At 68.2% G+C, this 12,330-nt stretch carries 13 protein-coding genes; 7 read left to right on the plus strand and 6 right to left on the minus strand.

The features are described 5' to 3' along the window. The first annotated feature begins 84 nt into the window (after positions 1-84). Together glmM and glmU are read left to right on the plus strand one after the other, a co-directional pair. The gene (gene glmM, locus LT965_RS00680; RefSeq protein WP_232702092.1) at positions 85-1,428 is read left to right on the plus strand and encodes a phosphoglucosamine mutase; all 1,344 of its coding nucleotides are present in this window, start codon (positions 85-87) and stop codon (positions 1,426-1,428) included. A gap of 31 nt (positions 1,429-1,459) precedes the next feature. Continuing rightward, the gene (gene glmU / locus LT965_RS00685) at positions 1,460-2,527 is read left to right on the plus strand and encodes a bifunctional sugar-1-phosphate nucleotidylyltransferase/acetyltransferase (protein WP_232702093.1); all 1,068 of its coding nucleotides are present in this window, start codon (positions 1,460-1,462) and stop codon (positions 2,525-2,527) included. A gap of 94 nt (positions 2,528-2,621) precedes the next feature. Here the strand turns inward: glmU and LT965_RS00690 are convergent, their stop codons facing one another. Both LT965_RS00690 and LT965_RS00695 read right to left on the minus strand, forming a co-directional pair. Beyond that, the gene (locus tag LT965_RS00690) at positions 2,622-3,233 is read right to left on the minus strand and encodes a DUF7344 domain-containing protein (protein WP_232702094.1); all 612 of its coding nucleotides are present in this window, start codon (positions 3,231-3,233) and stop codon (positions 2,622-2,624) included. A 69-nt stretch (positions 3,234-3,302) separates the two neighbouring features. Continuing rightward, entirely contained in the window at positions 3,303-4,280 is a 978-nt protein-coding gene (locus tag LT965_RS00695; RefSeq protein WP_232702095.1) for a glucose-1-phosphate thymidylyltransferase, read from the minus strand. Between the two features lie 477 nt (positions 4,281-4,757). Between LT965_RS00695 and glmS the strand changes: the two genes are divergently transcribed. From glmS to LT965_RS16530, 5 genes are all read left to right on the plus strand, one after another. Then, positions 4,758-6,572: a glutamine--fructose-6-phosphate transaminase (isomerizing) gene (glmS, locus tag LT965_RS00700; protein ID WP_232702096.1), complete on the plus strand. Its 1,815-nt coding sequence runs from the start codon at positions 4,758-4,760 to the stop codon at positions 6,570-6,572. 155 nt (positions 6,573-6,727) lie between these two features. After that, positions 6,728-7,243, plus strand: coding sequence for a DUF7344 domain-containing protein (locus LT965_RS00705; protein ID WP_232702097.1), 516 nt, complete (start codon positions 6,728-6,730; stop codon positions 7,241-7,243). Between the two features lie 108 nt (positions 7,244-7,351). After that, a complete protein-coding gene (locus LT965_RS00710; RefSeq protein ID WP_232702098.1) occupies positions 7,352-7,630 on the plus strand; it encodes a winged helix-turn-helix domain-containing protein in 279 nt (92 codons plus the stop codon). 321 nt (positions 7,631-7,951) lie between these two features. Beyond that, positions 7,952-8,101: a phage terminase large subunit family protein gene (locus LT965_RS00715; protein ID WP_232702099.1), complete on the plus strand. Its 150-nt coding sequence runs from the start codon at positions 7,952-7,954 to the stop codon at positions 8,099-8,101. A 582-nt stretch (positions 8,102-8,683) separates the two neighbouring features. Further along, entirely contained in the window at positions 8,684-8,815 is a 132-nt protein-coding gene (locus LT965_RS16530) for a hypothetical protein (protein WP_269782706.1), read from the plus strand. Between the two features lie 196 nt (positions 8,816-9,011). On the opposite strand, the gene LT965_RS00720 is transcribed toward LT965_RS16530, so the two are convergent. From LT965_RS00720 to LT965_RS00735, 4 genes are all read right to left on the minus strand, one after another. Beyond that, on the minus strand, positions 9,012-9,353 hold the full coding sequence (locus LT965_RS00720) for a DUF7344 domain-containing protein (protein ID WP_232702100.1): 342 nt from the start codon (positions 9,351-9,353) through the stop codon (positions 9,012-9,014). Between the two features lie 186 nt (positions 9,354-9,539). Further along, positions 9,540-10,172, minus strand: a complete 633-nt coding sequence (locus tag LT965_RS00725) for a DUF6517 family protein (RefSeq protein WP_232702101.1) — start codon at positions 10,170-10,172, stop codon at positions 9,540-9,542. Between the two features lie 46 nt (positions 10,173-10,218). After that, positions 10,219-11,703, minus strand: a complete 1,485-nt coding sequence (gene cysS, locus LT965_RS00730; RefSeq protein ID WP_232702102.1) for a cysteine--tRNA ligase — start codon at positions 11,701-11,703, stop codon at positions 10,219-10,221. Between the two features lie 71 nt (positions 11,704-11,774). Then, positions 11,775-12,251: a DUF7523 family protein gene (locus tag LT965_RS00735; protein WP_232702103.1), complete on the minus strand. Its 477-nt coding sequence runs from the start codon at positions 12,249-12,251 to the stop codon at positions 11,775-11,777. Positions 12,252-12,330 lie beyond the last annotated feature (79 nt).

Consider the following 12,330-nt stretch of genomic DNA (forward strand, 5'->3'; position numbering starts at 1 on the left):
CTCTCCCTCGAAGCCGCCGTTCACACGCGCTGCGCGGTCGTATACGGGGACTAACTAACTACGTAGCCGGCCCGCGTTGACGTAATGTTCGGGACGAGCGGGATACGCGGCGAGTTCGGCACGGACGTGACGGCGGGGCTCGCACTCGACGTCGGTCGTGCAGTCGCATCGGAAGACAACGAGCGGGTCGTGGTCGGACGCGACCCGCGGGAGAGCGGTCCAGTTCTTGTGGACGCCCTGACTGCGGGTCTGCGGGAGTGCGGCGCCGACGTCGTGCGCCTCGGGGAGGTGCCGACGCCGACCGTCGCGCGGGCCATCGAGTGGTACGACGCCGACGCCGGCGTCGTCGTCACGGCCTCGCACAACCCACCGGAGGACAACGGCCTCAAACTGTGGAGCGCCGACGGGTCGGCCGTCGTGGGCAACGAACAGGCCAGCATCGCGGGACGGCTCGAGCGGGAGGCGTTCGACCTCCAGCCGTGGGACCGCCTCGGCGGCGTGGAGTCGATCTCCGAGGCGCGCCACCGGCACGCCGACGCCGTCGCCGACGCGGTCACGGTCGACCCGCCCCTGGAGGTGGTGCTGGACGTCGGCAACGGGAGCGGACGGCTAACGGAGACCGCGCTCCGCAAACTCGGCTGCGCCGTCGAGACGATGAACGCGACGCCCGACGGCACGTTCCCGTCGCGACCGAGCGAGCCGACCGCCGAGAACTGCCGGCAGCTCGGGAACGTCGTCGCCGGGACCGAAGCGGACCTCGGCGTGGCCCACGACGGCGACGCCGACCGAATGCTCGCCGTCACCGAGTCGGGGCGGTGGGTGTCCGGCGACGTGCTGCTCGCGCTGTTCGCGCGCCGCGAGGCCCGCCCGGGCGACCAGGTCGCCGTCCCCATCGACACGAGCATGGCGGTCCGCGACGAACTCGAGGCGCTCGGCGCGACCACGACGTTCACGAAGGTCGGAGACGGCCACGTCGCCGACCGCGCGACCGACGACGGCGTCGTCTTCGGCGGCGAGCCCAGCGGCGCGTGGATCTGGCCGTCGCTCTCCCGCTGTCCGGACGGCCCGCTCGCGGCGGCGAAGCTCGCGGCGCTGGTCGCCGACCACGGCTCCTTCGACGCGCTCGTCGACGACGTCCACACCGTCCCGATACGCCGCGAGAACGTCGAGACGGAGTCGAAGCGCGACGTCGTCGAGTACGTCCGCGCGCAGGTCGCCGACCGCTACGAGAGCGTGACGAACGTCGACGGCGTGCGCGTCGACAAGGACGACGGCTGGTTCCTTGTGCGGGCCAGCGGCACCCAGCCGCTCGTCCGCATCACCGCGGAGGCCCGCGACGCCGACCGCATGGCGTCGCTGTTCTCGACGGCGAGCGAACTCGTCGACAACGCCGTGGGGTCGGTCGGGGCGAGCGCGGGCGCGGCGTGATAGCCGTCCAATAACAAGGACGGTTCCGGCTGTGGAGTACGTCGTCATGCAAGCAGTGATTCTGGCCGCCGGTTCCGGACGCCGGATGCGGCCGCTCTCGACTGTGACGCCGAAGCCGATGCTCCCCGTGGCGGACCGCCCGCTCGCGGCGCACGTCGCGGACGCCGCGGTCGCCGCGGGCGCCGACGAGCTAGTCTTCGTCGTCGGCTACGGTGCCGAACACGTCCAGTCCTACTTCGGGGACGAGTACGGCGGCGTCCCGGTCAGCTACGCTACCCAGTCCTCGCCCTCGGGCACAGCCGACGCGGTGCACACGGCGAGCGAACTGATCGACGGCCCGTTCGCCGTCCTGAACGGCGACAACCTCTACGACGAGGAGAGCATCGTGGCGCTGTTCGAACACGACGCCGCGGTGGCCGCCCACCGCGTGGAGGACCCCTCGGAGTACGGCGTGCTGACGACCGAGGACGGCGTCGTGACCGGCATCGTCGAGAAGCCAGCGGACCCGCCGTCGACGCTGGCGAACGCCGGCGCGTACGTCTTCCCGGAGTCGGTCGTCGACGAACTGGACGTCGAGGCGAGCGAACGTGGCGAGCACGAACTCACGGACGTCCTCGCTGGTCTCGTGGAGCGACGCGAGGTCGCGGTCGTCGAGACCGACCGCTGGCTCGACGTGGCGCGTCCGCCGGACCTCGTCGCCGCGAACGAACTCGCGGTGCCGGACTTCGAGGAGTCGGACGCGGCGGCCGAGGGCCCGGTCCACGTCGCCAGCGGCGCGACCGTGGCGCCCGACGCCACCATCGAGGGGCCGGTGCTGGTCGGTCGCGGTGCGACGGTCGAAGCCGACGCCGTCGTCAGAGGACCGGTCGTCCTCGGCCCTGACTCGACGGTCGGCGAGGGCGCCCTGCTCTCCGAGGCCGTGTTGCTCGAGGGCGCGACCGTAGAGGACGGCGTCCAGTCGAGCGGCGTCGTGCTCGGCCCGGCCTGTTCGCTCGGCGAGGACGCGACCCTCGTGGCGTCCGACCGGGACGACGCTACGGGGACCGCGTCAGTCGTGGGCGCGGACACCCCGCTGGGCGCCGGACTGCAGTACTACTGACTCCCGGACGGACCCACGTTTCTGGAGAACTACGTTGGGCAGCGGTGAGAACAGCGACCAGCGGTAGCGCCGGGACTCGTGCGGGGAACGTCGACTACGCCTTGGTGCGGAGCCGGTACGTCACGAATAGGACCGCGAGGAGGAACCCGACGACGATCGCGTTGGCCACCATGTAGGCGCTCGAGAGCTGTGCAGCCAGGAACAGGACACCGACGGCGAGGACGGACCCCGAGTAGAGTTCGTAGGAACTGGACTCCTCTTCGACGCCGACGTCGAGGTAGTTGTAGAGGGGGGCGACGTTCGGGCCCGGGTCGATGCGGCCGCGGTCCTGGTTGAACTCCACGACCCCGGCGTCGTCCATCTTCGGGAGGTGACACTGGTAGAGCCCGATGTAGACGCGCTTTCGCTGCTGGGCGTTGAGCTGCTTGACCGTGGTGTCGTTCTCGATCGCCGCGATGTGCTCGGCGAGTTCGCCGATGCTCGTCGTCTCCTCTGCGTCGCGGAGGTACTGGAGGACGAGGCGTCGCCGTCTGTTCTTCAGGATCTCGAACGTGACGTCGAGCGGTAGCTCCTCGGCCCGTTCGTCTGCCGTCTCCTCGGCGTCCGCCTCCTCGGATACGGCCGGCTCCGGTGGGTTCTCTGGCGACTGTACCTCCGACTCTGTCTGGCTCCCCGAATCTCCCTCGGTGTGGGTTCCCTCTAGCATTGTTGTGTCCCGCGTTCGTCTGGTGTGCTGGTCGTTCGTGCGCTCCGGTTCGTCCCCACCATCGGGCTCTCAGTCCGCCTCCGGCGTCTCGGTTCGGCTCACGCCCCTGTCCCGCGTGAGGACCTCCCCCGGCGCAGTGGTGGCGCCCGCGCCGACCGTGACGCCGACGTTCAGCCGCGTCCCGATGCCGAGTTTCGCGTCCTCACCAACGACGGCACCGAACTTCCGTCGTCCGGTCGAGACGCGCTCTCCCTCGTGGGCCACGGCGACGTCGTCCTCGTCGTGGCGCAGGTTCGCGACCAGGGACCCCGCGCCGACGTTCGCGTCCGGGCCGACGATGCTGTCTCCCACGTAGGTGAGGTGGGGGACTTGCGCGCCGGAGAGGAGCACGCTGTTCTTGATTTCTACGGCGTGTCCGACGCCAGCATCCGGTCCTATAAACGTACGTCCCCGGACATAAGCGTTTGGTCCGACTGTACAACCACTCGAAAGGAATGCAGGTCCCTCGACGACGGACCCGGCCTCGACTTCCGCACCGGATTCGACGACGACGGCGCCCCGGCACTCGGCGGTCTCGTGTACGGTTCCCAACACCGACCGTGACTGTTCGCCCAGGACTGCCTCGTTGGCCGCGAGGTACTCCCACGGGCGGCGGACGTCGAGCGCGCGCTCGCAGTCGACCGTCCGCCACTCGCGCTCGTCGAGCGGGACGTCCGCGAGCGACGCCGCCGACTGGAGCGACTCGAAGGCGTCGGTCGACACCGAGTACGCCGGCGGCCGTCTCGCGTCGTCTGCCTGACGCGTCGCCACGGCAGGGCCTCCGCCGGCGAGATGTTCGACGTCGGCTGTCCCTAACAGCGTCGCCGCGTTGACGACGACCGCCCGCTCGCTGCCCCTGCGTGCCCGTCGCCGGAGACCCTCGACTCCGACCACCCCGTCGGTCGGGCTCTCGGGTGACTCCGCCCACTCCTGCACCGGATCGTCGGTAGTGACGACGACTAACTCCTCGACTCCCGCGGCCGCCATCGCGTCGGCAGTCCGCTCCACGACCGGAATCCCGGCAACCCGGTACAGTGGCGCCGACACGGAGGGTGCGACCCGTGGGTTCGACTCTCTCGGCGTCCGTAGCACTCCCAACATGTCCGTCGTTCACACGTCAGGCTACGTCCTTAGTTATCCCCTGGTTAGCGGGGAGTAAGCCCACCCAAACGTCTCGCGAGCGTTCTCGGAAACCCCCGAGATACCGCCGCTCGAACCGGATGCCGGGGAATAACCACGGCTCGATTTCGGCAACCGCCGAATAACAATGCCCGGAAGAGCCGATTCACGCACGTTACCTTGGACGGTAAGCGCGTCCAAAACCACCATGACCCGGAACAACCAGAAACCGCAAGAGAGGGAGCGTCGGACGCGAAAGCGAACGGATTACGGACCGCCCGAGAGCCGCACGCGCGGTAGTTCACCGGGCCACCCACACGTTCGCCGATCTGGACGACCGTCCGACGGCCTCACGGAGGAGAACTGATGTGCGGGATAACCGCGTGCGTCGGACGCGACGACGTCGTCGACGTGCTACTCGGTGGGCTCGAGAACCTCGAGTACCGGGGATACGACTCCAGCGGCATCGCGACGCAGTCCGCGGAGTCGGTCGCCGTCGTGAAACGTGAGGGTGGCATCGAGGAGCTCGCCACCAGCCTCGACGCGATCGAACCCACCGGCCACGTCGGCATCGGCCACACGCGCTGGAGCACACACGGCGCGCCGACGGACGCGAACGCACATCCACACACTGACTGCGAGGACCGGGTCGCGGTCGTCCACAACGGCATCATCGAGAACTACGCCGACCTCCGCGAGGAGCTCGCGGCGGCTGGCCACGAGTTCACCAGCGAGACCGACACCGAGGTCGTCCCCCACCTGGTCGCGGACGCACTCGACAGCGGGCTCTCTCCCGACGCGGCGTTCCGTGCGGCCATCGACAGACTCGAGGGGAGCTACGCGCTGGCGATGGTGGTCGCCGGCGAGGACGCCATCTACGCGTCCCGCGACGGCTCACCACTCGTCGTCGGCGTCGGCGACGACCGGCAGTACCTCGCGAGCGACGTCCCATCGTTCCTCGAGCACACCTCGGAGGTGGTCTACCTCGAGGACGACGACGTGGTCCGCGTCACCGCCGACGGACACGACGTCACCAAGATCGACGGGACGCCCGTCGACAGACCGGTCGAGTCCGTCGACTGGCAGCCCGAGGACGCCGAGCGCAACGGCTTCGACCACTACATGCTCAAGGAGATCCACGAGCAGCCGGCGGCCCTCGAACGGGCCATCAACGGGCGCGTGACGGCAGACGGCAACGTCAAACTCGAGGAGTTCCCCCGCGGGAGCTTCGAGGACGTCGAGGACGTCATGTTCGTCGCCTGTGGCACTTCCTACCACGCGTCGATGTACGCCCGCCAGATGCTCGCCGCTCGCGGCGTTTCCGCGCAGGTGTACAGTGCCGGCGAGTTCGCGACGACGCCGTCGCCGGTCGACGAGAACACGCTGGTCGTCGCCGTCACGCAGAGCGGGGAGACGGCGGACACCCTCGCCTCGGTCCGCCTCGCACAGGAACGAGGCGCGCGCACGCTCGCGGTGACGAACGTCGTCGGGTCGACCGCCGCACGGAAGTGCGACGACGCGCTGTTCATCCGCGCGGGCCCGGAGATCGGTGTCGCCGCGACGAAGACGTTCTCCTCGCAGGTCGCGGTGCTCACGCTGCTCGCCGAGCGCCTGGTCGAGGACGTCACCGGGTCGCCGAGCGAGGAGCGCGCGGACGTGCTGCGCGCGCTCGAACGACTCCCGAGCGACGTCCAGCAGATCCTCGACCAGTCCTCCGTGGAGTCGCTGGCCGCCCGCAACAGAGACCGGGACGGCCACTTCTTCATCGGACGTGGGGTCGCCTACCCCGTCGCGCTGGAGGGCGCGCTGAAGTTCAAGGAGATCACCTACGAGCACGCGGAGGGGTTCGCGGCTGGCGAACTGAAACACGGACCGCTCGCGCTCGTGACCCCCGACACACCGGTGTTCGCCGTGTTCTCGGGCGACCACGACGAGAAGACGCTGAACAACGTCGAGGAGGTGCAGACGCGGGGAGCACCCGTCGTCGGCATCGGCAGCGAGGAGTCGACGGCGGTCGCCGAGACGGTCGACGAGTTCATCCCGATCCCCGACACCCACCCGCTGGTGTCTGGCGTGCTCGCGAACGTACAGCTGCAACTGGTCGCGTACCACGTCGCGGATCTGCTCGGTCGTTCCATCGACAAACCGCGGAACCTCGCCAAGAGCGTGACAGTAGAGTGACCGTACGCGAACCAGGACGCTCGAGAGCGAATCGCCGCCCGCCACCGGGAGCGGCAGCGTCGACCGGTCCCCGACTCGGGGAGCCGCGAGACGCCTCGGTGGCCGCCGCCGTGCCGGGCGGCGAACTCACCACAGACGAACCGTGAGTATTCAGTATGTCCAGGCCAGACCACGACACGTTGTCTCAGGGCGAAGTGTACGACCTCCTGAGCAACGCCCGCCGTCGGTACGTCATCTCCTACCTGCGGGACCGCGACGAGCCCGTGGAACTCACCGACCTCTCCCGGGCGGTCGCCGCGTGGGAGAACGACACCTCCGTCGAGGAGCTGAGCGACCAGCAGACCAAACGCGTCTACGTCTCGCTCTACCAGACGCACGTCCCGAAGCTCGACGACTCCGGACTCGTCGACTACGACCAGGAGAGCGGCGAGATCCGGCTCACGTCGAGTGTGAACGAGCTAGACACGTACCTGCCCGCCGAAGAGGAAGCGGGAGTGCCGTGGCAGCTAGTGTACATGGCTATCGCGGTGGTCGGCCTCGCGCTGTACGGCGCCGCGGCGCTGTTCCCGGCGGCGTTCGGCTGGCTCTCGCTGACGCTGCTCGGCAGCGTCGTGATGGCGGCGTTCGCCGTCGTCGCGGCCGCCCACTACCTGTCCGCGAGAGGCACGTGATCCAACCACTGTCGGCTCTCCACGGCCTGACGACACCCACAATCACACCATGACCACACAGACCCGGACCGGACGACACGCAGCGGCAACTCGACGGAGGTGGGCGTCGTGAGCCCCGACTGGGACGTGGTCGGGTACGTCATCAGCTCCGACCACCGCACGCTCGTACTCGGCCGCCTCGCGGAGGGACCGGCGACGCCGACACAGATCGCCAACGACGTGGAACTCTCCGTGACCCACGTCTCCCGGGCGCTGAAGTCTCTCCGGGAGCGCGACCTCGTCGAACTGCTCGTGCCCGAGGAACGACGCAAGGGCAGAGTGTACGGCATCACGGAGCAGGGACAGGAGGCGTGGCAGCTCATCCAGGCGAAGGACCTCAGCAAGTGAGGTCCCGAAAACGGGGTGGGGGAGAAAGTGGCTCCGGTTCGGGGTGGTGGGGTAGCAGTCGTTCCGAGGGGCGTGGTTCGTCTGCACCCCGTCTCGAAACTCTACTGCCAGCTCCTTTGTTAACCACACCGTGAGCCGCCAGCTCGGCGAGTGACGACGGTCACCGGGCGGGAACGTTGGGCCAATGCTCGGCAGTGACTCGACGGTCGTAGATGTGAGTACTGCGGAGGCGAGCGGCCTGGTCCGCGAGCGGCCGGATATCGGACTTCGACCGTGGATAGTCGAATCGTAACAAAGCTCTCGGGGCCCGCCGTCTCTGTCATGGAATCCCGACAGACAGTTCTCGGAGACTGCCCGCACTGCGCGACGACCATCCCGAAGGGCGCACTCCTCGTCAGTTACGAGCGCGACGGGTGGCCCGCGATGTACGCGGAGTGTCCGGACTGCGGCGACGTCGTCCACCCCCAGTAGGGGCGTCTCCTCGACGTGGACCACGTGGGTGGCGACACGGACGCCGTCCTGATCGTGTCCGACGGCCGAATGCTCTCGACCTGGCAGCCGTCGTCGGGTTTCGCGCCGTCTCGTCGAGCTGCCGGGAGGTGGAAGTCGCTGCATAACGAACTGCATCGGCGGTCTGGATACGAGTGGCCATGCGACTCAAACTACTCGCGACGACCGTCGCCATCGCAACCGTCCTGCTCGCAGCACGAAGCTTCGAACAACGTACTCGACCGGACGTAGCCGACGAGTACGGCGAATAGCGCCCGACTGTCCTCCGTCCCGTCCTCCGTCCTCAGTCGGCGTCTGCAGCGGCGACCGCTGTCGCCTCCTGCACCGACCCGTCCTCGACGCTGCCCCGGGCTCCCCGCTGGACCTACAGCGCGTTCCACGGCGGTCTCGTCGCCGCTGTCGGGTCGCTGGAGAGGGGGTGGCGAGCGCCGACAGGGGTGTCGGATCCGGGGTCCGGGAACCGCCCGTACACCGGTGATTAGGAGCCTTCTATCGCAGTTATTGTAGATATTACTTAGGCAGAAACTGACCAAGAGAGGGGCGATGGCACACCAGATAACTGACGCCGATAAGCAGCGCATGCAGGAGTTCGCGACCACCCCGAAGTACCAGCGGAGCCCTCACCTCCTCGAACCCGAAGACTGCGACGACGGCGACGAACAGAGCCGTCAGTAATCGTATACAAACGCAGTACGCTCCCGGTTTCGCGTCCACGGCTCGCTCTCGGCTCCGGTGCTGTGGACGACGAACCCGACGCCCTCCGTTCTTCTCTCCGATGTTCCACGACAGACGGCGACCCGTGCAGAATGCTAGTAACTGTCTCGCGTACGTGAGGGTTACTGCGGGCGTGCGACACTGGGCGGCGAATCTGTTACTCTGCGCCGTCCTCTAACTCCGCGACGAACGCGAGGAGCGACTCCAGGTCGTCGTCCGGTCGGTAGGTGACGGTGCGCTGCCCGGGGTCGTAGTCGACGACGTCGTGGTCGTCGAGTGTCGGGAGGTGTTTGTGGTGGAGTTCGGCGCGAACACGATCGGTGTCGGGCGGGTCCACTCCCACAGTCGAGGTTTCGGCGACGACTCGACGCACGACGTCGTCGACCGACTGTTCGGGCGACCCGGCCACGAGTACTTGGAGGAGCGTTCGGCGACACGAGTCCGCGAGCAGTCGGAGGAGGGCGTCGATGGACTCCGACTGGGTTGGAGTAGCGGTCATTGGTCCACCCGTCAGAACTAGTCAATACTACGACCATAATAATGTAACGGTGGAATGTATCTAATTTCAAACTAGAAGAGGGAACTGCCACGATTCGACCCGGACGTCCGAGCTACGTTCTCGCGCACTCGACGACTGTGTAGTGTCGACCGGCAGCGTCACGGGCGAGCCCTGCCGGAGTATCGGTCAGTGTTCGATGCCCGCGAGGAGTGCGTCGACGTGCGCCTGTTCGTCGTCTAGCTGCTGGGGGTAAATGCCGACGGCGACGACGAAGTCCCCGTCGTGTTTCACTTTCGTGACGTGGACGTAGACGTCGACGGACGGTCCACCCTGGAGGGTGGCGGTGCCCTCGAACTTCGAGACCTCGGCCGACTCCTCGAGGACGGTGACGGTCCGCGTGCCGACCTCGTCGCCGATGGAGAGGCTGTCGTACTGCTGCTGGGCGAGTTCGGCGAGTTCCCGGTTGGAGTAGTCCTTGATCGGGTTGAACGTCTGGCCGAGCACGCTCACCTCGGGGCTGGCGAACGTCGAGAACACCGCCGCTCGTTGCTCGCCGATACCGAGCACGTCGACGGTCCGCTCGTACATCGCGACGTGGTTCGTGACGCTGACGTTCTTCGACTGACCCGCAGCGGAGAACGTCCGCGTCACCTCGCTACTCGTGACCTCCGCCTCCTCGTACCCGGTCTCCGCGAGCGCGTCGTCCCCGACCGTCGCCTCCGACGCGGAGAACTCCAGGGGACCACTGAGGATACCGAGACACCCACTCGTCGCGACAAGCGCCGCGAACGCGACGACAACCGCCGTTCGTCGATGCATGGAGTACGCGACCCAGCGTGCGGAGATAAGCCTGTTGGCAGACGTCTCAGCGCCGGAACGAGACGCCGTCGTCCGTGTCCTCGACGACGACGCCGAGCGCCTCCAGGTGGTCCCGGAGGTCGTCCGCCCGCTCGTAGTTACCCGCGGCGCGCTCCTCCTCGCGGACGCCCAGGACGAGTTCGACGAGGTCGTCGGCCAGCGAGACGTCGCCACCAGCGTCCGCGTCACCGAACTGGAAGCCCAGGACGTCGCCCCCGAGGTCCTCGAACGTCTCGACGGCGTCGACGAGACCGCGGTAGTCGTAGCGCTCGGCGGCGTCGGCGTGGCGGTTCACCGCGGTGGCGAGTTCGAGCAGCGCGCTCACCGCCGCGCGGCTGTTGAAGTCGTCGTTCATCGCGTCGGTGAACGACTCGCGGGCGGACTCCGCTGCCGCACGGAGGTCGTCGTCGACGGTGGTCGCGTAGGCGTCGGGGCTGTCCGCGGCCTCGACGGCGCGGTCGTAGGCGCGTTCGAGGCGCTCCCAGCGCTCCTCGGCCTCCGAGACGGTCGCCTCGGAGAACGTCTGGCGCTGCGTGTACGACGTGGAGACGAGGAACATCCGCACGACGTCCGCGCCGAACTCCGCGACGGCGTCCTTGACGGTGAAGTAGTTGCCGAGGCTGGAGCTCATCTTCTCGTCGCCGGTCTCCAGCAGTCGCACGTGGAGCCAGTACTTCGCGAACGGCTCGCCCGCGGCCGCCTCGCTCTGGGCGATCTCGTTCTCGTGGTGGGGGAAGACGAGGTCCTGGCCACCGACGTGGACGTCGATGTGGTCGTTGAGGTGTGTCATGCTCATCGCGGAGCACTCGATGTGCCAGCCGGGACGGCCCTCGCCCCACGGGGAGTCCCACGTCTGGCCGGACTCGTGGTCCAGCGGCGGGAGGGTCTCGTCGCGGTGTTCGTTGGCGTCCTCGGGGTCGACGCCGCCGGCCTTCCAGAGCGCGAAGTCCGCCGGGTGGCGTTTCTCGCGTTGCTCGTCCTCGGGGCCCTGGGCCTCCACCTCCTCTACCTTCTGGCCGGAGAGTTTCCCGTAGTCCTCGAAGGTCGTGACGTCGAAGTAGACGGAGCCGTTCGTCTCGTAGGCGTACCCCTCCTCGATCAGCGTCTCGACGAGGTCGATTATCTCGGGGACGTGCTCGGAGACACGTGGGTAGACCTCGGCGCGGTCGAGGTTCAGCGCGCGCATGTCCTCGATGACGGACTCGATGTAGTGGCGCGCGACCGCAGCCTCGGTGTCCCCGAGGTCGTCCTCGCCTGTGCGGGCGACGATCTTCTCGTTCACGTCCGTGAAGTTCTGCACGTGGCGCACGTCGTAGCCGGCCTTCGCCAGCCACCGCACGACCACGTCCGACTGCACCCAGAGGCGAGCGTGCCCGAGGTGGGCGTCGTCGGAGACCGTGAGCCCGCACGTGTAGACGAGTACGCTGTCGGGGTCGTGGGGCTCGAAGCGCTCTCGCTCGCCGGAGAGGGTGTTCGACACGTAGAGCGTCATCCCCGGATGCTACGCGCGCCAGCGTTTCAAAGCGTCGGAACTGGCGGCGTCTGTCGGGAGACCGACTGCGGTTACTGTGGCACGCTCCCGAGTGCGTCCTCGACGACCCGGAGCGCGTCCGCGCCGTCACGGCGTTCGACGACCACCGCGAGCGCTCCCTCGGCCACCCCGGCGGCCACGGGTTCGACGTCCACCGCGTGCAGTCGGTCGAGTGCGAACGCGAGGACGCGCGTGTCCACGTCGCCGTTGGCGAGCAACGCGGTGAGCCGGCCCTCCCCGGGCGCGAACCCGTGCCCGGAGACCACCAGCAGGCCGTCCTCGCTCGCCCCGAGCCCGGACTCCATGGAGACGGTGCCGCGGCGCTCGGCCGCCTCGAAGTCGGGGAGTTCCTCGCCGTACCGCCTGATCGCTGCCGCGACTGCCTCCTCGTCGCCGTCCACGTCGAGGAAGCGCGCCGCGGCGGCGTGATTGACGACGCCGGCCCGCAGCGCCTGCCGGAGGAACGGGTTGTCGTCTATCGCAGCCCGGGTTGTCGCCGCCTTCGTCATACCCTCCCTCGTCGCCCCCGTGGCTTAAATCTCAGCTCCTGCGAGCGACGACCGTCTTTAAATCCCCGGGGCGGAAATG

Origin of the sequence: Halobacterium wangiae, from assembly GCF_021249345.1 — an archaeon.
Taxonomy (GTDB): domain Archaea; phylum Halobacteriota; class Halobacteria; order Halobacteriales; family Halobacteriaceae; genus Halobacterium; species Halobacterium wangiae.